The organism is Tardiphaga sp. 866_E4_N1_4, from assembly GCF_052076075.1.
In the GTDB taxonomy this organism is placed as follows: Bacteria; Pseudomonadota; Alphaproteobacteria; order Rhizobiales; family Xanthobacteraceae; genus Tardiphaga; species Tardiphaga robiniae.
Map to the genome: position 1 here is coordinate 1,432,239 of NZ_CP197242.1, position 21,294 is coordinate 1,453,532.

Annotated in this window: 19 protein-coding genes and 1 tRNA gene; 4 read left to right on the plus strand and 16 right to left on the minus strand. The window is 61.5% G+C overall.

Features of this window, described 5'->3' with window-relative positions; translation table 11 throughout:
- Position 1: 1 nt before the first annotated feature.
- From AB8B20_RS07125 to dapA, 4 genes are all read right to left on the minus strand, one after another.
- Positions 2–577 carry a peroxiredoxin gene (locus AB8B20_RS07125; RefSeq protein ID WP_439072121.1) on the minus strand — a complete coding sequence of 192 codons (576 nt, stop codon included), beginning with the start codon at positions 575–577 and terminating at the stop codon, positions 2–4.
- A gap of 38 nt (positions 578–615) precedes the next feature.
- The gene (gene smpB / locus AB8B20_RS07130) at positions 616–1,089 is read right to left on the minus strand and encodes an SsrA-binding protein SmpB (protein ID WP_068732465.1); all 474 of its coding nucleotides are present in this window, start codon (positions 1,087–1,089) and stop codon (positions 616–618) included.
- Between the two features lie 65 nt (positions 1,090–1,154).
- Positions 1,155–1,571 (minus strand): large conductance mechanosensitive channel protein MscL, encoded by a 417-nt coding sequence (mscL, locus tag AB8B20_RS07135; RefSeq protein WP_089263809.1) that lies wholly within the window; start codon positions 1,569–1,571, stop codon positions 1,155–1,157.
- Between the two features lie 100 nt (positions 1,572–1,671).
- Positions 1,672–2,565: a 4-hydroxy-tetrahydrodipicolinate synthase gene (gene dapA / locus AB8B20_RS07140; protein WP_093761388.1), complete on the minus strand. Its 894-nt coding sequence runs from the start codon at positions 2,563–2,565 to the stop codon at positions 1,672–1,674.
- A gap of 336 nt (positions 2,566–2,901) precedes the next feature.
- Here dapA and AB8B20_RS07145 point away from each other — a divergent pair, with 336 nt between their 5' ends.
- Positions 2,902–5,061 carry a transglycosylase SLT domain-containing protein gene (locus AB8B20_RS07145; protein ID WP_439073039.1) on the plus strand — a complete coding sequence of 720 codons (2,160 nt, stop codon included), beginning with the start codon at positions 2,902–2,904 and terminating at the stop codon, positions 5,059–5,061.
- Positions 5,062–5,234: 173 nt separating this feature from the next.
- On the opposite strand, the gene AB8B20_RS07150 is transcribed toward AB8B20_RS07145, so the two are convergent.
- Positions 5,235–6,761, minus strand: coding sequence for a porin (locus AB8B20_RS07150; protein ID WP_439072122.1), 1,527 nt, complete (start codon positions 6,759–6,761; stop codon positions 5,235–5,237).
- 670 nt (positions 6,762–7,431) lie between these two features.
- On the opposite strand from AB8B20_RS07150, the gene AB8B20_RS07155 reads away from it, so the two are divergent.
- Positions 7,432–7,522, plus strand: a tRNA-Ser gene (locus AB8B20_RS07155).
- Here AB8B20_RS07155 and AB8B20_RS07160 read toward each other — a convergent pair.
- Complete coding sequence (locus AB8B20_RS07160; protein ID WP_439072123.1) at positions 7,523–8,203, minus strand: hypothetical protein; 681 nt, start codon at positions 8,201–8,203, stop codon at positions 7,523–7,525.
- Between the two features lie 137 nt (positions 8,204–8,340).
- Positions 8,341–8,649 carry a hypothetical protein gene (locus AB8B20_RS07165; RefSeq protein ID WP_439072124.1) on the minus strand — a complete coding sequence of 103 codons (309 nt, stop codon included), beginning with the start codon at positions 8,647–8,649 and terminating at the stop codon, positions 8,341–8,343.
- 154 nt (positions 8,650–8,803) lie between these two features.
- Here AB8B20_RS07165 and AB8B20_RS07170 point away from each other — a divergent pair, with 154 nt between their 5' ends.
- Entirely contained in the window at positions 8,804–9,196 is a 393-nt protein-coding gene (locus AB8B20_RS07170) for an AprI/Inh family metalloprotease inhibitor (RefSeq protein WP_439072125.1), read from the plus strand.
- Positions 9,197–9,261: 65 nt separating this feature from the next.
- Here AB8B20_RS07170 and AB8B20_RS07175 read toward each other — a convergent pair whose 3' ends face one another.
- The 5 genes from AB8B20_RS07175 to AB8B20_RS07195 form a co-directional block, all read right to left on the minus strand.
- Positions 9,262–9,531 (minus strand): hypothetical protein, encoded by a 270-nt coding sequence (locus AB8B20_RS07175; protein ID WP_068732448.1) that lies wholly within the window; start codon positions 9,529–9,531, stop codon positions 9,262–9,264.
- 1,395 nt (positions 9,532–10,926) lie between these two features.
- Entirely contained in the window at positions 10,927–12,411 is a 1,485-nt protein-coding gene (gene gatB / locus AB8B20_RS07180) for an Asp-tRNA(Asn)/Glu-tRNA(Gln) amidotransferase subunit GatB (protein WP_439072126.1), read from the minus strand.
- 95 nt (positions 12,412–12,506) lie between these two features.
- On the minus strand, positions 12,507–13,475 hold the full coding sequence (locus AB8B20_RS07185) for an aliphatic sulfonate ABC transporter substrate-binding protein (RefSeq protein WP_439072127.1): 969 nt from the start codon (positions 13,473–13,475) through the stop codon (positions 12,507–12,509).
- A gap of 2 nt (positions 13,476–13,477) precedes the next feature.
- Positions 13,478–14,596, minus strand: a complete 1,119-nt coding sequence (locus AB8B20_RS07190; RefSeq protein ID WP_093761370.1) for an LLM class flavin-dependent oxidoreductase — start codon at positions 14,594–14,596, stop codon at positions 13,478–13,480.
- 15 nt (positions 14,597–14,611) lie between these two features.
- Entirely contained in the window at positions 14,612–15,670 is a 1,059-nt protein-coding gene (locus tag AB8B20_RS07195) for an ABC transporter substrate-binding protein (RefSeq protein WP_439072128.1), read from the minus strand.
- A gap of 127 nt (positions 15,671–15,797) precedes the next feature.
- On the opposite strand from AB8B20_RS07195, the gene AB8B20_RS07200 reads away from it, so the two are divergent.
- Complete coding sequence (locus AB8B20_RS07200) at positions 15,798–16,682, plus strand: aliphatic sulfonate ABC transporter substrate-binding protein (RefSeq protein ID WP_439072129.1); 885 nt, start codon at positions 15,798–15,800, stop codon at positions 16,680–16,682.
- A gap of 62 nt (positions 16,683–16,744) precedes the next feature.
- Here AB8B20_RS07200 and AB8B20_RS07205 read toward each other — a convergent pair whose 3' ends face one another.
- From AB8B20_RS07205 to AB8B20_RS07220, 4 genes are all read right to left on the minus strand, one after another.
- Entirely contained in the window at positions 16,745–18,133 is a 1,389-nt protein-coding gene (locus AB8B20_RS07205; RefSeq protein ID WP_439072130.1) for a patatin-like phospholipase family protein, read from the minus strand.
- A 201-nt stretch (positions 18,134–18,334) separates the two neighbouring features.
- A complete protein-coding gene (locus tag AB8B20_RS07210) occupies positions 18,335–19,432 on the minus strand; it encodes a sensor histidine kinase (protein ID WP_439072131.1) in 1,098 nt (365 codons plus the stop codon).
- Positions 19,433–19,581: 149 nt separating this feature from the next.
- A complete protein-coding gene (gene gatA / locus AB8B20_RS07215) occupies positions 19,582–21,060 on the minus strand; it encodes an Asp-tRNA(Asn)/Glu-tRNA(Gln) amidotransferase subunit GatA (RefSeq protein ID WP_184517720.1) in 1,479 nt (492 codons plus the stop codon).
- On the minus strand, positions 21,061–21,294 hold the full coding sequence (locus AB8B20_RS07220; RefSeq protein ID WP_089263777.1) for a hypothetical protein: 234 nt from the start codon (positions 21,292–21,294) through the stop codon (positions 21,061–21,063).

Below are 21,294 nucleotides of genomic sequence, written 5' to 3' on the forward strand. Positions count from 1 at the left end.
GCTAGACCGGGTTCGCCTTCAGCCATTCCAGAACATCGCCTGCGTTCCGGTCCGGCGGAAACACCGGATAGAACACATGGGTGATCTTGCCGTCGTCGATGATCATGGCCAAGCGCTTGATCATCGTGAGATCGGCGACCTCCATGGTCGGCAGGCTGAGTGCGTCGCTCAGCTCAAGTTGCTCGTCGGACAACACCGGAAACGGCAGATGCAGCCGCCCGGCCATTTCGGTCTGATATTCGTTGCTCTGCGTCGACAGGCCAAACACATGCTTGGCGCCAGCGGCCTTCAGCTCCGCGAACAGATCCCGGAACGAACAGGTTTGCGGTGTGCAGCCACGCGCGCCCGGGATCATGTCCCAGTCATCGACCAGCCCAATTTTACCGGGCTCGCCTGTACGCGGATAGCCGAACACCACGGTGCGGCCGGTGAGTTCGGACAGCGTGACCGCCGTATCGTTCGTGGCGCGCAGGCTGACCGGAGGGATCGTCATGCCGGTCAGATGATTGGCGGCACCGTCGTCTTCCGGTGCCGGAATCTTGCTCCAGTCGACTTCGAGCAGGTTGCCTTGCGTCATCTCATCCTCTTGTTTGAAAGAATGGGCGACGCCCAGCCTTATCCCCGCGCGCGTAACAGACGGCCCTTCTCGCGGCCCCAGTCACGGTCCTTCTCGCTCGCACGCTTGTCGTGGAGCTGCTTGCCCTTTGCCAGCGCGAGCTGCAGCTTAACCCGGCCGCGTTCGTTGAAGTACATCTTCAACGGCACAAGGGTCATGCCCTGGCGTTCTACCGCACCCATCAGCTTGTTGATCTGCTTGCGATGCAGCAGCAGCTTTCGCGGCCGCTTCGGCTCGTGGTTGAAGCGGTTGGCCTGCAGATATTCAGGGATGTTGCAGTTGATCAGCCAGATCTCGCCGTCCTTCGGATCGGCGTAGGATTCCGCAATGGTGCTCTTGCCGTTGCGGATCGACTTCACCTCGGTGCCTGTCAAGGCGATACCCGCCTCGACCGTGTCCTCGACGGCATAGTTGAACCGCGCCTTGCGGTTCTCGGCGATCACCTTGATCGGGCGTTCGTTCTTTTCGGCCATCGTTCAATACTTTCAGCGTGCTGACCGAATATAGGTGCCCCGAATGCCCGACCCAAGCCTTGGGCTCAGGCCTTCTTGAGCAGGTCGCGGATCTCGGTCAGCAGTTCTTCTTCACGGGTCGGCTTCGGCGGTTCAACCGGCTTGGCGGCATCGTTGCGCTTCAGCTGGTTCATGAAGCGGATCACCAAGAACAGGACAAAGGCGACAATGATGAAGTTCAGCGTCAGGGTCAGGAAGCTGCCCCAGGCCAGCACGGCGCCCTGCTTCTTGGCGTCGGCCAGATTGGTTGCCGTAACGGATTTTGAGAGACCCGTGAAGTAATTCGAGAAATCGAGACCGCCGGTGATCGCACCGATGATCGGCATGATGACGTCGGCCACCATCGACGAGACGATGGCACCGAAGGCCGCGCCGATGATCACGCCGACCGCGAGATCGACCACATTGCCCTTCATCGCGAAATCGCGAAATTCCTTCAGCATCTGCAATTCCTTTTTGTTTTCAACGAACGACAAGTACGCGCTTACAAATAGGGAGAGATGACGCAGCCAAAATCACTCAACATCCGGTTGATGCAGATGCCTAGTTGATGAGGCCGGCGAAGACCATGGCGTCGCGGATCACCTTGCCGGTCGGCGGCGTCACCGTCATTAGCGGCAGACGTACCTCTTCCTTGATGCGGCCCAGCAAAGCGAGGCCGTGCTTGGCGCCGGCAAGGCCCGGCTCCTTGAAGATCGTGTCATGCAGCGGCGTCAGGCGATCCTGGACCTTGAGCGCCCCGGCATAGTCGCCCTTGAGCACCAGCGACATCAGTTCGGCACACAGCTTCGGCGCAACATTCGCCGTCACCGAAATGCAGCCATGACCACCCGCCGCCATATAGGCCAGCGCGGTCATGTCTTCGCCGGACATCTGGATGAAATCCGGTCCCATCGCGTGACGCTGCTTGGACACACGCGCGAGATCGGCAGTGGCATCCTTCACGCCGGCGATGTTCTTCAGCTCATACAGGCGCGCCATGGTGTCCACGGACATATCGACCACCGAACGGGGCGGAATATTGTAGATGATGATCGGAATGCCGATCGCGTCGTTCACCGCCTTGAAGTGCTGATACATGCCCTCTTGCGTGGGCTTGTTGTAATACGGCGTCACCACCAGCACCGCATCCGCACCGGCCTTCTCGGCGTGCTTCGCCAAAGCTACCGCTTCCTTGGTGGAGTTGGATCCGGCGCCAGCGATCACCGGCACGCGGCCCTTGGCTTCGTCGATGCACCATTCGACGACCTTGTAATGCTCTTCGTGGCTCAACGTCGGGCTCTCGCCCGTGGTGCCAACCGGAACGAGGCCGTTGCTGCCCTCGGCCATCTGCCAGCTGACGAGCGCACGAAAGCCTGCCTCGTCCAGCGCGCCATCTTTGAACGGCGTGACCAGCGCGGTGTAAGACCCCCGGAAATTCGTCTTGGTGGCTGCCATGGTCTGCTCCGAACGCGATGCGGCTTTAGCCGTCTGCTTGAACCGATTGATTGAACAGCAAGTCTTACCGAGTCTGTGGCTGCGGCGAAAGACCGCCCGAAGCGGTTTCAGCGCGGTTTACCGGCTGTTTGGCCGTGATTTCGCCGCCGTGGCCGGGCAGAGAGGAGCAAGCGGTTACAGAAATTGACGATTTGGTCACCGTTTCAATCAAATACATCATGGGAATGCGTGCGATTGTCTGATTCGCCGCGAGGGAACGCCGTGAAGCACCTGCTCCTCACCTCGACTGCGCGGCGGACGGCCTTGCAACGGACAGCCTTGGGCTCCGGTCTGGCGCTGGCGGTCGGAGTATCGGTGCTGGCCGTCGAGGCCTGGGCGGCCACCAAGGTTCCATTGCCGAAAGCGCGCCCCATTGCGCGCAGTGCCGCACAGGCCCCCACGGCCGTGGCGACCCCGGCGAAGCCGCTCGCGCCGGATGCTGCGAGCCCGTCTCCCGCGATCCAGCCCGCCACCCGCCAGCACGCGGCGCTTCCGCCGGCTGCCAAGAAGCCGGTCGCCCGCGCTGCCGTCGCGGCGACGACATCCACCCCACAGGCGGATGCCGAAACGCTCGAAAACGTCATCGAGCTGATCCGCAAGCGCAAGGGGTCGGAAGCCGCGCAGGTCGTGCAGACGATTGGCGATCCGGTGGCGCGCAAGCTCGGCGAATGGATCTATCTGCGCAGCGATGACAATGGCGCTTCGGTCGAGCGCTACCGCGCTTTCGTCGCCGCCAATCCGAGCTGGCCGTCGCAGACCTTCCTGCGACGCCGCATCGAAGCGGCGCTGTGGGACGACAAGCGCGACGACTCCGCAATCCAGTCCTATTTCGAGAGCGAGAAGCCGATTTCCGCCAAGGGCAAATTCGCGCTCGCCAAGTCGCTGCTCGCACGCGGCGACCGTGCCGGCGCGGAGCGGCTGATCCGTGATGCATGGCGCAGCGATCCGTTATCGGGCGATACCGAGAACATGGCCATCGACATGTTCGGTCCGCTGATCACACCCGGCGATCACAAGGCGCGCATGGACATGCTGCTCTATGGCAGCGATTCAGATGCTGCGCTGCGCTCTGCCAAGCGCCTCGGCGGCGCGCAGATGGCGCTCGCGCGGGCGCGCATCGCCGTCACCAAGAAGGCATCGAACGCCAACGCGCTGCTCGCTGCAGTGCCGTCCGAGCTGCATAGCGACCCCGGCTACATCTTCAGCCACATTCAGCAGCTGCGCCGCGAGGAGAAATTCGGCGAAGCAGCGCGGCTGATGATTGCAGCGCCGCGCGAACCGCAGCGCCTGCACAATCTCGACGAATGGTGGATCGAGCGACGTCTCACGGCGCGCAAGTTACTCGACGTCGGCGAACATCGCTCTGCCTATCTCGTGGCACGCGATGCTGCCCTGCCGGCGCGCGACATCTACAAGACCGAGCAGGAGTTCACTGCCGGCTGGATCGCGCTGCGCTTCCTGAAAGATCCCGCAACTGCCGCTCAGCACTTCGCACGTATCGGCGTCGGCAGCGTCAATCCGACAGCTCTCGCCCGCGCCGGATACTGGCAGGGCCGTGCTGCGGAAGCCGCAGGCCGCAGCCAGGAAGCGCGTGCCGCCTACACGCGCGCAGCAGAGCAATCCACCAGCTATTACGGCCAGCTCGCGCGCGCCAAGCTTGGCCTGCAGCAGCTTGATATCAGCGGCGCGTTGACCGCCCGCGCGCGCGGGCTCGATCGACTGGAAATCGTCCGCGCGGTGCAACTGCTCTACGCTATGGACGAGCGCGAAGTCGCCATCCCGATCTTCGCCGACGTCGGCGAGAACGGCGATCCAGAAGCGGTGCTCGGCCTTGCTGAACTGGCGCAACAGAACAAGGATGCCCGCGGCACATTGCTGGTCGGCAAGGCGGCGCTCAATCGCGGCCTGCCGTTCGATCACTATGCCTATCCGACGACGGGTATTCCGAGCTACCGCCCGATCGGGCCCGAAGTCGAGTCTGCCGTGGTCTATGCGATCGCACGGCAGGAAAGCGCCTTCAATCCGGCCGTCGTGTCGCCGGCCCAGGCCTATGGTCTGATGCAGGTGACGCCGAGCGCGGCGCAATACGTCACCAAGCGGCACGGCGGCACCTATGACCTCTCACGCCTCAAGGGCGATTCGGTCTACAATGCGACGCTGGGCGCCGCCGAACTCGGTGGCCTGCTCGAAGACTATCGCGGCTCCTACATCATGACCTTTGCCGGCTACAACGCCGGCCGCGGTAGCGTGCGCAAATGGATCGAACGCTACGGTGATCCACGTGACCCCAAGGTCGATCCGGTCGACTGGGTCGAGTCGATTCCGTTCTCGGAAACGCGCAACTACGTCCAGCGCATTATGGAAAATCTGCAGGTTTATCGCGCCCGCTTCGGCGGTGGCTCACGGCTGCAGATCGAGGCCGATCTGCATCGCGGTGCCAGCAGCAGCGTCGAATAGCGTCAACCAGGACAGTGCGAATATGTCGGATGGGTAGACCGCAGACGCGTAAGCGTCGAAGCGAAACCCCTCCTGCGCCTCGGCATAGCGATCAATCACGTAAGCAAAAACCCCCGGCAGTTTCCTGCCGGGGGTCTTTGTTTCAGATAGCGATTGCCGTGAGGCAGTCGATATTAGAACGAGCGCAGGATCTGCACCGAACCGTTGTAGAGGTTCTGGTTGCTCGTGTTCAGAAGCGTGCCGGCCGGCTTGCCGGACATGCTCGTCACGGTGTAGGTGCCGTTCAGGTTCTGCTCGAGGCGGCTGTAGGTGAATTCAGCCGACAGGGTCAGGTTCTTGACGGGGGTCCAGGCGGTACGGGTACCGATCTGGGCCACGGCGAAGTCGAAGTTGCCCGTGCCGGCGAAGGTACCAGCGCGAGATGCTGCAGCCGTCGAGCTGCTGGTGCCCGGGCCACCCGTGGTGAGGCCCTGGAATGCGGCGAGCATCAGAGCATTGCCGTCACCATAGGAGATGCTGCTGTAGCTGCCGAACAGCGACGTGCGCCATGCCGGGTTCCAGTAATGCTCGTAAAAGCCAGCGACCGACCAGGCTTCGCTCTGGATGATCTGGCCATTGGTGGTGTAGACGCCATCGAGAACGTAGCCGAAGCCGATGGTGTTGCCGTCGACTTTCGCGAAACGACCGCCGCCCGAGGTGTCGGTGGTGCCGCCAGCGATTGCGTACTTCGCTGCGCCCTTAGCGTAGGTTGCTTCGAGCTTCAGAGTGTCGCCTGCGCCGGTGGGCAGGTTCTTGAATTCAACCGCTCCGTTGACTGCGAAACCGTACTTGTCGTCAGCATGACCGGTAGCTTCGGTCGTGCCGTAGAAGCCCGGGGTAGCAGCGTGCATCGCAGCGCCGAAGTGCAGCGTGCCCCAAGCCTGGTCGAGGCGGATATTGCCGACGACGTCAGGAATGTGGTTGCCGCCGTAGGCATTGCCCAGGAACGTGTTCGAGGTCGTGCCGTAGAACGCACCCGTGAACGTGCTCGCGCCCGGTCCCGTGATGAAGGAATTGGTATTCCAGAGGCCGGCGTTACGGTAGGCCGAAGCGTTTTCGAGCGAGATCGTGCCCGACACGCCGTTACCGAACGAAGCGGTGTAGGCGATCTGCGCGATACCGGTCGTGTTGTTCGAACCAGCCATGAAGCCCGACGAAATGTAAGGCTTGTTGAGGGCCCACTGCGGGTCGAACTGCGAGACGGCCTTACCGAAGGTGAAGCCGGCGAACTGGATGAAGGCGTAGTCGACTTCGGTGAAGCCGCCAGCGATCGATTCACGGTTCTGCGAGAAGTCGAACTGCATGTTCGCGTAGGTACGAAGGACACCGTATTCGGTGGCAGTGCGGGTATCGGTGGTCAGGTTGATACGTTCGCGGGTGATGAAATAATCCTTGGTCCAAAGATTATTGCCACCAGCGCCACCCTGCCAGAACGGGGTGTCGTAAGCTGCGGCGTTGAACGAGGTGTCCAAACGGATCGCGCCGCCGATCTTGATGCAGGTGTCGGTGCCCGGGATGTAGTAGAAACCCGCGCCGTAGAGGGAGCAGATCTTCACGTATTCGACCGCTTTGGCCTTGACGGGAAGATCGGCTGCCTGAGCTCCGCCAACGGCGAGCAGAGCTGCCGTCGAGCCGAGAATAAGGCCCTTAATCGTCTTCATGTAAACCTCCAAGTTGCTTTAGGGAAGGTTCTGCAACGGGGTGGAGGCCACCCTGAAGACAAGTCCCCTTAATCCCTGACAACCCGCAAACGCTCCGAATCGCAAAACCCGTCGCACAAGTGTGCCGACGAGGTTCAGGACGAACCACCTTACGGGACGACCTCGGGATGCCCCCCTCCGTCGCACCGAGACCATCTCCTAAGGTTTCTCGCTCCGCAACAATGGAACGCCTCAAAGCGGCCTCCATTCGGCCGTTTCCCGGGCTGTGTTGCTTAAATCACACGGACTCGTGAATGGGCATTCTTCGCAAGCAATTGTTTCAACATCAGAATTTCAAGCGCCACATTTCGAGGCACCGACTCATCCCGTAACGAGTAGCAACACATCCACACTCGCATTCGATGTATCTGACCGGCTTTCCTGGTCCATCGCCGAATCGTCTCGTATCTGCCGGGGCGATAAACTCCGGCAAGTGCGGAACGGTGGATGACAATCGATAGACGGCCCCGGGGCCTATTTCCCAAAGGCAAATGCACCACAGGCCGGCTCGGCATCGGAAGATTATAAAGACACATCCACATCGGACGTGTCCGATTTCTGCGAACATGCGCTGAAGACTGCGATCTGGCGCTTGCGGCTCGCGACGGTGTCGGGCATATGCAGCAATGATGGAGCTGTGGCCGAGTGGCTGAAGGCACCGCTTTGCTAAAGCGGCATACCTCTCAAGGGTATCGAGGGTTCGAATCCCTCCGGCTCCGCCATTACTTCCTGCAACTATCTGAAATCATTGATTTAGGCTCGTCGATTGGATTCTGCCCCAAGACGTGCCCCAAACGCGCGCGATTAGAGTAGCCCAAACGGCTCGGCTGAGCCGACGCTAGCAACGCCTCGTAGCCGTCCTGTGGAGAGATTGAGCCGAATTGCCGGAAACAAGATGACCGTGGAGGCAAGCCGCCTCCTGATCTCGGCAATGTCCCGGGCCAGACCTTCCAGCTCCGTGCATTTATCCTCCAAAGCTTGGACCGAAAATTCGTAAGGGTCCTTCTTTGTCGGCCATCCTGAATCTTCAGGTGGGTTACGACAAATGAGCCATCATCCATTTGCGCGAGATGGCCGTGTGCGAGTTTTACCCGCATTTCGTTCAGTGCCAGAGCCTTGCTCATTGCCTTCCTAGCCATCTCGACAACGGGTTGCTCTAGTTTGGGTCTGTCCTGAGTGCCCGGCTGGCTGCCATACGAAGTCGCATTATCAAGACCCGCTTTAATAGCATTGGTCTTGGCGGCGAAATTTCCGATCGCTGCAAGTATAAAATCCTGATGCGGCCCCTCAGCCTTGAGCAGAGATTTCAGTACTTCTCCAATTCTCATTTCGACGTCAGCAAAGGCAACAAAGAAGCCGCCCAAAGCAAGTCGGCCTAAGCTTTTTGGATTCAGGTCTGACATCCGCCGTCCTCGCTGCGAGACATGATTATGATAGACGAAGCCGGGTACGAATCCGCCATCACCTGCCACGACAGCACGCACCCTCCCCGGACGACGCTCGCGGTCGCCGCCGTGGCGTCACATCCTAGATAACGGATCTACCAAGTCTGGTTCCGCGAATTGTCTCCAACGCCATAGCCGTAGCCGGGATAGGACTGCGATACCCCGCCTGCCCCGCCGACATAGCTGCCATAGGCATCACGCGGAGATGTGCGCCTCACCTGCCGGTTCTTGCGTGCCGCACTGATATCGGTGGATGTGACAACAGCGGACGCGTTGATCGATTGCAGATATGCGGGCGCCGATGCAGCAACTGCAGGCTGGGCTGCGCCAACGGCAATAACCACCAGACTCGCAAGGCCGCTGGCGCGGATGATCGATGGGAGCGTAAGTTTCTTCGTCGACATGGCATTGTCCTTTTTGTTGCGCGGCCTCCCGGCCTCGCTGTGCAAGCGACGAGACAGACATTGGGGCGCACATGCCCGTTACAACCGCGATGCTCGTAACAAGGCCGTGACGTGGCTACGGTACATTTGGAAACATGCGAGGGGAGTGCGCGATATGAAATGGGCTGCCGTGATGGCCGCCGCGATGGCGATCGCATCTGCCGCCTCGGGGCAGCCCCTCAAGCTGATGGATCTCAAGGAGGTCGATCCGGCGCTGCTCAGGGATATCTACGGGACCTGGGAACTCCAGGACGCCAAGGGCAGGAAACGCTGCCGCGTGGTTTTGAAGAGCGAAAGCACCATCGGCGGCTCACAGATCGACGTGGCCAAGGACTGCGCCAGGACTTTCCCCGTCATGGACGAAATCGCGGCGTGGCGGCTCTATGAGGGTTGGACGATCGGCTTTGCCGACGCGACCCGCAAACTGCGCATCCAGTTCTCGACGCCGGACAACCGCTATGTGGCGGAGCCGGAGACCGACGGCATCTTCACCATCGTCAAGAAGTAGCGGCTCATCACCCTGCCCCGGTGGGCATCGCGCCTGCCGAACCACCGCGAAAACACGCAGTCGGCTTAGTGAACCGTCGACAACCAGGCGCGGGCATCGCGCTGCGCGGCAGCGATTTCGACATCCGACATCATCTCGGCGACTTCGCGGCGCATCGGGATGGCGTCGACCCGGCCCTTGAGGGCAGCGAGGTTGAACCACTTGTGGGCGGCGACGAGGTCAACGATCCCCGAGCGACCCGACGCCCAGTACAGACCGCGCTCGAACAGCACGTCCTGGATGGCGGTCTCTGCGATCGGCATCGCAGCTTCAAAATCGATCTGCCCCTGAAACATCGGTCATTCCTTTTTTTAGTTTTGCCGCCCCCAACCGAGCGCGGCTCCTGTCCGTTATTTGATGCAATCCCAACCGCCGTTTGCCGGCTTGTTGGGATCAATATGACCGATCAAATTTGAAGAGCAGTTTAAGTATCGGGATGAACGAAATCTGAAGAGCCGAAGCCGAAACCGGCTCATACGCCGCCAAAAACCCAGCATTTATGCGGGTTTTCTGCATTTTCGCGGAATTCGGTTTACCCTGCTGTTTGGGGATGCCGTAACCATCTCGGCAGCGTCGGCGACCAGGGATATTAAAAGGCCTGCTCCGCGCATGCGACGACGCCAATGCGAGATACGTCACAGCGAGCAGATCAAAAGCTATTCGGGATCGGGACATTCAAAGCGCCGGGGATGAACCGCACCGGCAAAAACGAGGGCGTCGGCAACACGTCAGGATCATATCTCATGTGGCCGGAGCCACCGATGAAACTGCGGACCAATGATCCGCACCGAATAAAGAACGCCAATCACGGAATGACCGGCTTCTTTGCCGGACCGGCTCGCGGGAAGAGCAAGCCCTGCCCCGGAGTGACGGTCCAGCCGTTTGACCTGATGTCTCGCCGACACCCTCTTTCGTCGACCAGAGCTGCGATCAATATCCGCTTCGAGAAGCAAATTGTCGTCGAGGCTCTCGTGACGTCGCCGGCGTTGCCACCGGCGTCGATCGTGGCAGAAGAAGTTACTTCTTCTTGGCGACCTTCTTGGTCTTCTTCGCGGTCTTCTTCACAGCGCTCTTCGCTGCCTTCTTGACGGTCTTCTTGACTGCCTTCTTCGTAGCTTTCTTGGCCATGTTGCCCTCCATAAAGAGATGACTTGATCGCTGCGTGCACTCGGGAATCGAAATGCACTTCATCCCGAATACACCAACGATTTCAAAAGAACAGTCTCTCGCTTAAGGAAGTGTTGATGAGCGCAACGCGCCACTTCCCCCACGGGCTCAGTCACAACTTGAAATCCGGCATGCGGGGCGGCGCGAGAAACGCCCGGAAACGCTGCGTCCACAAATGTCAAGATTGCAGAAAGTGCTTATTTTTTCCGAGCGCCCGCGATTCGTACTACCAAACAACTACACAAACTTTTGCCGCTCCCAGACGTGAGTCGAGGCACTCAAAACAGGTGCTGCGGACTCTGAGTCGGTATTTTTGGCAATGAAAATATTTTTCGGGAAAACGCGTTCGCGACTTATCGGTGCTGGCCACAACCGCACTTTCTGTCGACTGACGGCATGCCGATTCGCGATCTAATATCGCGCGCGCGACCGTTCATCGCCCACGTTACGACGCGCCAACGCGGTCCGCTGAAACGAAAACGGCGCCGCTCAAGGCGGCGCCGCGGTCATCGAAAGGGTAATTGTCAGATCCCGAGTTTGCTCTTGAGGATGTCGTTGACGACCTGCGGATTGGCTTTGCCGCCAGATGATTTCATCACCTGGCCGACGAACCAGCCCATCAGCGCCGGCTTGGCCTGCGCCTGTGCGACCTTGTCGGGATTGGCTGCGATGATGTCGTCGACCACCTTCTCGATCGCGCCGGTGTCCGTCACCTGCTTCATGCCGCGTTCTTCGACGAGCGCGCGCGGGTCGCCGCCCTCGGTCCAGACGATCTCGAACAGGTCCTTGGCGATCTTGCCGGAGATCACGCCCTCGCCGATCAGATCGACGATGGCGGACATCTGTACAGCCGACACCGGGGAGGACGTGATGTCCTGACCTTCCTTGTTGAGACGGCCGAACAGCTCGTTGATCACCCAGTTGGCGGCCAGCTTGCCGTCACGCGCCTTGTTGGCGAGACCATCCAGGGTCGTCTCGAAGAACTCGGCGCTCTCGCGCTCGGTGACGAGCACGCTGGCGTCATAGGGGGACAGGCCGAAGGCGCTGATGAAGCGTGCCTTCTTCTCGTCCGGTAGTTCCGGCAGCCCGGCCTTCAGTTCAGCGACATAGTCTTCGCTGAATTCCAGCGGCAGCAGGTCAGGATCCGGGAAATAGCGGTAGTCATGCGCCTCTTCCTTGGAGCGCATCGAGCGCGTCTCGCCCTTGTTGGGGTCGTAGAGCCGGGTCTCCTGTTCGATCGCCCCGCCGTCCTCGAGGATTCCGATCTGGCGCCGGGCTTCATAGTCGATGGCCTGGCCGATGAAGCGGATCGAGTTGACGTTCTTGATCTCGCAGCGGGTGCCATAGGGATCGCCTGGCTTGCGAACCGAGACGTTGCAGTCGGCGCGCAGGTTGCCCTTCTCCATATCGCCGTCGCAGGTGCCGAGATAGCGCAGGATGGTGCGCAGCTTCGACACATAGGCCTGCGCCTGTTCGCTTGAGCGCATGTCCGGCTTGGAGACGATCTCCATCAGCGCCACGCCGCAGCGGTTGAGGTCGACGAAGGTATTGGTCGGGCTCTGGTCATGCACCAGCTTGCCGGCATCCTGCTCCAGATGCAGCCGCTCGATGCCGATGGTGATGGTCTCGCCATCGGACAGTTCGACGGTGACCTCGCCCTCGCCGACGATCGGCGACTTGTACTGGCTGATCTGATAGCCCTGCGGCGAGTCCGGATAGAAGTAGTTCTTGCGGTCGAAGATCGAGCGCCGGTTGATCACGGCATTCAGACCAAGGCCGGTACGCACCGCCTGCCGGACGCATTCCTCGTTGATGACCGGCAGCATGCCCGGCATGGCCGCATCGACCAGCGACACGTGGCTGTTCGGCGCGCCCCCGAACTCCGTGGACGAGCCGGAGAACAGCTTGGCTTGAGAATTGACCTGGGCGTGGATCTCCAGACCGATGACCATTTCCCAGTCGCCGGTGGCGCCCTTGATGAGCTTCGAAGGTTTGACAGGTGCGTTCATGGAGCGGTTTCTACCGCGACACGAGGCGCGGGAAAACCCCTCCTCGCGCGTTCCCGCAGCATTGCCACGGCACGACCGGGCCGGTCTTTCGAGCGTCAGCGGGCCACGGCGATGACGTGATCCTTGACTGCCGCAGGCTTCGGCAGCAGCTTGCTGCCCACCAGCCAGTCATTCAGGCTCTCCAGCGCCACCAGTTCCTTCTCGCCGACCGGAACGGGTTCGTCGTTCCGGTAATTTGCCACCCGGGTGGCGACCGCGGGGCTGAGCTTCAGCTCCTGCACCCACAGGCGCGCGGCTTCCTCGCGATTCTGCTGAGCCCACCGCGCCGACTCCCGCAGATTCTCCAGGACATCCTTCAGAATATCCGGATGCTCCGCGGCAAACGGCGTCCGCACGACATAGACAACAGCGTTCTGCGAACCGAAATCGCTCGCCTGCGCAATCACGCGGGCATCCCCGTCGACCAGCGCGGTCGGAAAGAAGATGCTCCAGGCCGACCATGCGTCCACATGGCCGCTGGCGAAGGCTGCAGCGGAATCCACCGGGCTGAGAAAAGCGCGCTTGACCCCCGAGGACGGCACACCCGCCTTTTCCAGGGCCTTGGTCAGTTGATAGTCGCCGGTGCCGCCACGATTGACCGCCACCGAGCGGCCGGCGAGATCCGCGACGGTCTTGATGTCCGACCCGTTCCTGACCACGATGCCCGAGGAATCCCCGGCATCCCACTGATAGGCAAAGAGCGAAATCGGTGCGGTGCCGACCAGCGACGAGATTGCCGCGCTTGAACTTCCGATCGTGATGTCGATCGCATTGGCATTCAAGGCTTCCGCCGCCGGCGCATAGGCGATGAACGGCCCGACCCAGGCAACCTTGACGTTCCTGGCCGCCAGACGCTTCTCCAGCGTGCCGCGCAGGCGGCTGATCGACAGCGGTTCAGGTCCGCGCAGGAAGCCGAGCCGGACTGTCACCGGCGTCGCCGGAGATGCGGCCACGCTCGCTGACGTGGAGGCAAGCCCGATCAGAAACGCGGCGACAGCCGCCCGCAGGAAAGTAGAGCGCAACATCGTCAACCTCGTGCAGCGTTGAAGAAAGGACCGATCGGATGTGCCGTTTGTCGCCGGTCACCACGATCGAAAGGAAGCAGCGGCAGCAGCAGGTCCGCCACGCGGTAGGTTTCCTCGAGCAGAGGCTGGCCAGAGACGATGAAAGTGTCGAAACCGACATCGCGATATTCCAGGATGCGCGCCGCGACCGTTTCCGGATCTCCGACGATGGCGGTGCCCGGCCCGTTCCGCACCAGTCCGAAGCCGGCCCAGATATCCGGATAGATCTCCAGCTCCTGCGCGTGTTTAGGCTTCCGCGTGCCGACAATCTCTCGCATCCGGCGCTGGCCGACGGAGTCGGAGGCGGCATTGCGCGCCTGGGCGCCCTGCACCGCAGTGTCGTCCATGCGATCGAGCAGCCACTGCGCGGCATCCCACGCTTCCTGCTTCGTCTCACGGACGATCAGATTGATCCTGATGCCGAATTTCACGTTGCGACCGAGCGCCCTGGCACGCTCGCGCACCACCTTGATCTTCTCCGCAGCCTGGGGCGGCGGCTCGCCCCATGTCAGGTAGGTGTCGGCATGGCGCGCCGCGACGGACAGCGCGGGCTCCGACGAACCGCCGAAGAACAGTGGCGGATACGGCTTCTGCACCGCAGGCAATTTGAGTTGGGCGTTGCGCAGGTTCAGGTACTTGCCCTGGAAATCGACCACCTCGCCCGTCATCAGCCGGCGATACAGGCCCCAGTATTCGTCGGTGAGCGCGTAGCGTTCGTCATGAGCGAGCTCGATGCCGTAAGGCGGCATCTGGTGCTGCTCGCCGGTGACCATGTTGAGGATCAGTCGGCCGTCCGAAAACTGGTCGAAGGTCGCCGCCTTCTGCGCCAGCATCAGCGGCGCGACGATGCCCGGATGCACGGCAATGATGAACTTCATGCGCTTGGTGAGCGGGATCAGCGACGCGCCCAGAACCCAGGCATCATGCTCGCCGCCACCGGTCGCCAGCAGCGCGCCCGTATAGCCGAGCTGATCGACCGCGCGTGCGATCTGCGCGAGATAGTCATGATCGACCGGGCGCCGGCCCTTGGCGTTCCAGGGATACGGGCCATCTTGCGGGATCAGGTACCAATAGATCTCCATCGTAACCTCCCAGCCTTACTTGAGCAGCTCATGCGCGAGCGCGAGCGGCTCCGGGTTGATCCAGCCGGCCACGTCGAAATCCCTGACGATGAAGCCGTGGCGCAGCAGGAAATCCTTCTGGCTTGCCAGGCCCCGTTTCCTCACATCCGAGAGATCGAGCCCGAAACTTCGCGGCGCGGCCGATCCATAGGCCGCGCGCGCCTCGTCGGCCGAGCGCCCGACCTCCTTGCCGATGATGTCGAACACCTCGGCCGGATGCCCCTGTGCCCAGTGCGACGCCCGCAACAGCACTGCGAGATAGCGTGCCACCAGATCCGGGCGCTCGAGCGCGGTGCGCCGATCGACCGTCACCGGCCGCGGATTGCCGTTGTTGACGCGCAGCAACGGATCGTCCTGCTCCGCCAGATTGATCAGCGACCGCAGTCCATGCGTCCCCACGGTTCCGAGCCCCGGCGCGCCCTTCACATAAATGGCATCGACCTCACCGCGCGCGAGCGCGGCGGCTTCGAGCTCGTGAAAGCGGCCATTGGCGACGCCAGCCGCCACGGCGAATGTCGGCTGATCGCTGGTGATATCGACGAGTTCGCTGTCCGCGAGGTGCAGCCCGGCAATCCCGAGACCGGTCTCGATGCCGCGTAGCGACATGGCGCGCGCGAAATCGACGCGTTGACCATCCTGCCGCGGCAGACCGATCCTTCTGCCGCGAAGGTCGGCCAGAGAATGAATGTCCGAATCCGCGCGAACGACGATGGCCTGGTATTCATCTATCCACGTCAGCGCCACGGTTACCGTGTCGCGTCCTTCGGAGCGCGCCCAGATCGCGGGAATGTTGCCGCCTTCGCGAAACAGGCCGGGCAGCGAATGATCGAAATGCGAAATGTTGATGCGCGGATCTTCGGAATCGCGGATCGATCGAAGTACGATTCCAGACGTCGCGAATTCATCGCGCAGCAGCCCTAGATCAAGCGCTATGCCGGACGCCGTCGGCACAGGACAACGCGTGTACCAGAGCTCATTGACGGAGGATGATTTTTCAAACTCACACGTTGCCAAACGTTCCGTCGTTACAGTCATCGGCATCTCCTGTAAGTAAATCGAGCGCGTTGTGAAACTTCGATAGACCATCATCGATGGATGAACGACCGAAAAAGAGCATCGAAGTGTAGTTTGAAATGAACACGCTGCTATCAGGAGAGATGTAATGACATTTGTTCTTCGCATTGGCGTCCACGCCAACAATCCGTCTCTTCTTGTGCTCAGCAACAACGGGTTGCTCGAAAAACGGATCTCGGCGCACGGCGGAAGCGTCGAATGGGTGAAGATCGCGGCAGGCGCACGCACTGTCGAATATGTCGGCGCCAATCTGATCCAGATCGGCGGCACCGGCCTGACACCGCCTATCGCCGCGCAGGCCAAAGGCGTGCCGATCGTTACTTTCGCCGCATCAGAAGCGCGCGCAGTCGGCGGCATCTATGTTCGCAAGGACAGTCCGGTGAAAACGGTTGCCGATCTCGCCGGCAAGACGATCTCGCTCGGTGTCGGCTCGTGGCTGCAGGCCCTGCTAGCAACGGCGCTCGACCGTGCCGGCCTGACCTGGAACGATATTGTGCCGCTTGATCTTACCGAGCCGGAGTCACGTCAGGCATTGTTGGCTGGCGACATCGATGCGTGGGTTTCAGGCGGAGGACTTCGTGGCGGCGCGGATGAGATCCGGGCCATCGCCAACACCCGCGATCTCGTCACCAACCCGTCGGTGTTCTTCGCACGCCGCGATTTCGCCGATGATAATCCGAACATTATTGCGGACACAGCGAGCGCCTTGCACGAAACGGATGGCTGGATTGCGCAGCATCCGGCGGACGCTGCAGCGATCCTCGCACGCGTCGCCGGGGGGCCGCTCGACGCCGCCGAATGGGAAAAGCACATCGCACAGCGCCCATGGGGCATCCATCAGGTCGACGACAGGTTCATCGCCGAGCAGCAGAAGGCAGCCGATCTTTTCTTCAGGTTTGGTCTGCTGCCACGCAAGGTCGATATTCGCGATGCAATCTATCGCCACCCGCTTAATCTCGATCGCGCTGCGTAACATCCAATCCCGGAATGCACGGGCGGGTCCGAGCCGCTTGTCGCATTCCGTTAGGAGGCCGGCTATATCCCCGAAGCGAAGGCCCTGAACACGGAGCTGGCACGCAACGTCTCGCGACCGGCCAGGATCAAGTCATCGACCTGTCCCTGCGGCAGCTGGAAACGCGTCGGAACGGCTTCGAGCACTGCGGCACGCGCCGGATCTAGCTGATCGAACCCAAGCCGGCCGACGAAGAGCTGCAGATCGGTACAGCGCCAGCCGGGCCGCGCGCCATAGCGGACTCGCTCTGCCGCCGACAAGCCGCAGCGCCACTTGATCAGCGACGATTGCCAGTCCTTCATGGTTCGGTCGAATGCGGTGTAGCTGGAGCCGATGCTCGCATCCATAGTGGTGTCCACCGCAGCCTTGATCAGATCGACGCCTTCAGGCCCTTCCACCGTATTGATCCAGTTGCCGGAGAGGCCGACTTTGGAATCCACCACCATGAATATCCCGCGGCGCAGCCGGACCGCCTGCTGCGGTGTCATCGGGCCATAGGGCGTCTCGGAGGATTCGCGCACGATGGTCAGCGCAGAGACGCCGTAGTTGTCGACCAGCCCGCCATCCATCAGCTTGATGTAGGGCACCGCGCCGTCGCGGTAACGCATCACTGCCTTGGAATAGGCACTCAACATCGGCGACGCATTGCGGTTCGCGGCTGCGCGCGCGACCCAAGGCGGTAGCGGCTCGTTGCATGTGCCGGGGAAGGCCTGCACCACGGCCGGCGCAAAGGCGAGCGGCACCGCGGCCGACGCAGCCACGGCGCCCGACAGCGGATACTTGCTGAGATCGCTGCAGATCGCAGCGAAGGCCGTGTTGTCGAACACAAACGGCACGCGGTTATAGATATCCGAGGCGTTGATCCAGACCCGTGGAGAACCGCTATTTCGCAGGCTGCCGAAAGTCGCATTCTGGAACAGGTTGGCGTCGAGCCAACTGGTGAAGCCCTTGGAGTCATTGATGCCACCGCCCAAGGCACGGCCGATAGTACCTAGCGACAACTGCGTCGTCAGTCCGGCCTCGGCATTCTGCAGCAGGAAACGTTCACGGAAGTCCGACAGCGCCGCGCGCTTCTTCAAACCGTAATAGGCCGCCGTGACCGAACCGCCGGAAACGCCGGACAGAAAGTCGATGCGCTCCAGCATGGTGTCGGATCCGCCGCGCATGCGGATGCTGCCCAGTTCTTCCAGGACACCGAACGAAAACGCCGCAGCGCGCGTGCCACCGCCTGAGAACGAAAATCCGATCAACAGGTCGTCCTGCTCGGCAGCATCCTTGAAAACGGCGTCGAGATTGGGATCGAGGGAGGCGCCGGCCAGCGGCACGTTGGCGGGAAGGTTGTAGACCGACGTACAGCCCAGCAGCAGCGCACAGGTCGTGACCACGACACCGATGGAACGCAACGCACTCATCACTTCTCTACCGATCCCACAAGACGGCCGCACCAAACGGCACGGACCGTGTCCGGACGGTCCCCAATCCGGAATCTCAATCAGATATTACCGTAAAGCATTGCAATTCGATGCAAACTGACGATCCGGCACCAATCGCGCCAGTAACGTGGCTAATGAATGGTGAAACAAGGTGCGCGCCAAATGGCGCGGCGCCAATCCTCAGTTCAGCTGCGTGCCCGGCGCGGCATCGAATACCAGCGTGAACCAGCTGCCCTGCCCGCGAATGCTCTCGGCGTTGAACTTCACGTTCGGCGCATTCTCTTTGAGCGTCTGCAGGATCAGCGCCCCGAGCTTGCGCGGCGACGGCCAGTCCTGTCCTTCGCCAAGGCCGATGCCGTCATCGGCGACAACCACCGCGACGAGGCCGCCTTCCAGCTTGCAGATCAGTTTGATCTGACCGCCGGCACGGCCGACGAAGGCGTATTTCAGCGCATTGGTCAGCATCTCGTTGACCAGCAGTCCCGCCGGCATCGCGATATTGATCGACATCGGGCAATAGCCAACCTGCAGATCGAGCGTGATATCCGCCGTCGCGCTCGCAGCCATCACGGCATTGGCGATGTCCGACAGATACTGGCCAAGATCGATCTCGGGCGTCGCATTCTCGTCGGACAGCGTCCGGTACAGTACTGTCAGCGCATCGATCCGGCTCGCCAGCCGGCCAAGCGCAACAGCCTCGCCTTCTACTGCCGAGCGGGCTTCGAGCCGCACCAGCGCCGTGATGAGCTGCAGATTGTTCTTCACCCGATGCTGCAGCTCGCGCATCAGCATGTCGCGGTCGCGTATCTGGTTCTCGAATTGCTCGATCTGCGCCCGCTCGCGGCCGCCGACATCGACCAGCGCGGCGATCCGGAAATTCTCGACGCCGTCGTCACTCTCGATCACCGAGGCATAGGCCTGCACGATCACCAGCCGATCGACCGGCACCGACGGACGGAAAACACCGATGAAATCCTCGCCGTCGCGGATCGCTTCGCCCAGCGTCTGGCTCTGGTTGTCTTCGTTGAGAAAGCCGTCGAGACAGGTCCAGCTCTGGCCTTCGACATCGGCCGGCGCCATTGTCATCAGTTGCTCGAAGGCCTTGTTGATATAGACAACCTGCTGATCGCTGCCCAACCCGCGCGAGATGGCGAGCGCAACGGGAACATGATCCAGCAGATGCTTGTAGCGATCATTCTCGATCGCCTGCGCAAGCTTCGGGGAACCCAGAATCTGATCGACCTGTTGGGAAGGCGGAAGCCCGTCGTCGGTGCTCATGCACGGTCCATGCTCATAGGCAAAGCATGGCCAAGTGCACCGCAAAACGCAATGTCAAACGCGCAACACCCTAAAGCGTTCTTGAGCGGAGTGGCAGCTGGCTCGCGTCAAGAAAACGCGCGCCACACAAGAACTCCAGGCGGATGATGTCAGGCCCACCACTTGGGCGGCGTGAAACGCCCCGATGCCTGCTCAATGGTTTCGCCGAGCGAGAACAGCGTTTCCTCGTCGAATGGACGCCCGATCAGCTGCAGCCCGAGCGGCAATCCCTGCGCGTCCTTGCCGGCGGGAACCGCGATGCCCGGCAGGCCGGCCATGTTCACCGTCACCGTGAAGATGTCGTTGAGATACATCTCGATCGGATCGGCGCCACCCTTCTCACCGATGCCGAAGGCGGCCGACGGTGTCGCCGGCGTCAGGATCGCATGGATGCCCTTGGCGAAGCACTCCTCGAAGTCGCGCTTGATCAGCGTGCGCACCTTCTGCGCGCGCAGATAATAGGCGTCGTAATAGCCGGCCGAGAGAACGTAAGTCCCGATCATGACGCGGCGACGCACTTCCGCGCCAAAACCTTCAGCGCGGGTATTCTCATACATGTCACTGATGCTGCGGCCGGGCACGCGCAGGCCGTAGCGCACGCCGTCATAGCGCGCGAGGTTCGACGAAGCTTCGGCGGGCGCCACGATGTAATAGGCCGGCAGCGCGTATTTGGTGTGCGGCAGGGAGACATCGACGAGTTCGGCACCGGCGGCCTTGAGCTGCGCAGCGCCTTCCGACCAAAGCTTTTCTATCTCGGCCGGCATGCCGTCGATGCGATACTCCTTGGGAATGCCGATCTTCATGCCCTTCACGGACTTGCCGATCGCCGCCTCGTAGTCCGGCACGTCACGATCCACGGACGTTGAGTCCTTCGGATCGTAGCCGGCCATCGAACGCATCAGGATCGCGGTATCGCGCACGGTGCGCGCGATCGGCCCGGCCTGGTCGAGCGACGATGCGAAAGCGACGGTACCCCAGCGCGAGCAGCGGCCATAGGTCGGCTTCATGCCGACGATGCCGGCGAAGGCCGCGGGCTGGCGGATCGAACCGCCGGTGTCGGTCGCGGTGGCACCGAGGCACAGACCTGCAGCGACCGCCGATGCCGAACCGCCGGACGAGCCACCGGGCACCAGATTGACGTCGGAGCCGTCGCGCCGCCACGGATTGATCACCGGACCGAAGAACGAAGTCTCGTTCGCCGAGCCCATGGCGAATTCGTCGTTATTGAGCTTGCCGAGCATCACGGCACCGTCACGCCATAGCTGTGCGGTCACGGTCGACTCGTAAGGCGGCACGAAATTGCCAAGTATCTTCGAACATGCGGTTGTGCGCACGCCCTTGGTCGCGAACAGATCCTTGATGCCGAGCGGGACGCCGCCGAGCCAGCCGCCCTCGCCCTTGGCGAGTTTCGCGTCGGCCGCCTGCGCCATGGCGCGCGCCTGATCCGGCGTCTCCAGCACATAGGCGTTTAGCACGCGTGCGGCTTCCATCGCCTTGAGATGCGCATCGGTCAGTTCGACTGACGTGAAGGATTTGGTCGCAAGGCCGTCACGCGCCTCGGCGAGTGTCAGCGACGTCAGATCTGTCATCTATTTATTGACCGGGCTGCAAAAGAAGGGAGAGAGCGTCTTGTCGTTTTCAGGTGCATCTTTTTTGAAAGAGCTGCGGCGGAGCTTGTCGTCAGTCTCCTGTGCGGCCTGAACCTTGTCGAGGATGGCATCCATGGCCGCGTCGACGTCCTTGACCTTCCCCTGACGCTCCATCTCGTCGAGGTAGTCCATATAGAGCTGATAGGACTTTTCATCGTCGCAAAGCAGGCACAT

Coding starts and splice junctions, on each gene's coding strand:
- AB8B20_RS07125 (WP_439072121.1), bottom strand. CDS start 577: ATGACGCAAGGCAACCTGCTCGAAGTCGACTGGAGCAAGATTCCGGCA.
- smpB (WP_068732465.1), bottom strand. CDS start 1,089: ATGGCCGAAAAGAACGAACGCCCGATCAAGGTGATCGCCGAGAACCGC.
- mscL (WP_089263809.1), bottom strand. CDS start 1,571: ATGCTGAAGGAATTTCGCGATTTCGCGATGAAGGGCAATGTGGTCGAT.
- dapA (WP_093761388.1), bottom strand. CDS start 2,565: ATGGCAGCCACCAAGACGAATTTCCGGGGGTCTTACACCGCGCTGGTC.
- AB8B20_RS07150 (WP_439072122.1), bottom strand. CDS start 6,761: ATGAAGACGATTAAGGGCCTTATTCTCGGCTCGACGGCAGCTCTGCTC.
- AB8B20_RS07160 (WP_439072123.1), bottom strand. CDS start 8,203: ATGTCAGACCTGAATCCAAAAAGCTTAGGCCGACTTGCTTTGGGCGGC.
- AB8B20_RS07165 (WP_439072124.1), bottom strand. CDS start 8,649: ATGTCGACGAAGAAACTTACGCTCCCATCGATCATCCGCGCCAGCGGC.
- AB8B20_RS07170 (WP_439072125.1), top strand. CDS start 8,804: ATGAAATGGGCTGCCGTGATGGCCGCCGCGATGGCGATCGCATCTGCC.
- AB8B20_RS07175 (WP_068732448.1), bottom strand. CDS start 9,531: ATGTTTCAGGGGCAGATCGATTTTGAAGCTGCGATGCCGATCGCAGAG.
- gatB (WP_439072126.1), bottom strand. CDS start 12,411: ATGAACGCACCTGTCAAACCTTCGAAGCTCATCAAGGGCGCCACCGGC.
- AB8B20_RS07185 (WP_439072127.1), bottom strand. CDS start 13,475: ATGTTGCGCTCTACTTTCCTGCGGGCGGCTGTCGCCGCGTTTCTGATC.
- AB8B20_RS07190 (WP_093761370.1), bottom strand. CDS start 14,596: ATGGAGATCTATTGGTACCTGATCCCGCAAGATGGCCCGTATCCCTGG.
- AB8B20_RS07195 (WP_439072128.1), bottom strand. CDS start 15,670: ATGACTGTAACGACGGAACGTTTGGCAACGTGTGAGTTTGAAAAATCA.
- AB8B20_RS07200 (WP_439072129.1), top strand. CDS start 15,798: ATGACATTTGTTCTTCGCATTGGCGTCCACGCCAACAATCCGTCTCTT.
- AB8B20_RS07205 (WP_439072130.1), bottom strand. CDS start 18,133: ATGAGTGCGTTGCGTTCCATCGGTGTCGTGGTCACGACCTGTGCGCTG.
- AB8B20_RS07210 (WP_439072131.1), bottom strand. CDS start 19,432: ATGAGCACCGACGACGGGCTTCCGCCTTCCCAACAGGTCGATCAGATT.
- gatA (WP_184517720.1), bottom strand. CDS start 21,060: ATGACAGATCTGACGTCGCTGACACTCGCCGAGGCGCGTGACGGCCTT.
- AB8B20_RS07220 (WP_089263777.1), bottom strand. CDS start 21,294: ATGTGCCTGCTTTGCGACGATGAAAAGTCCTATCAGCTCTATATGGAC.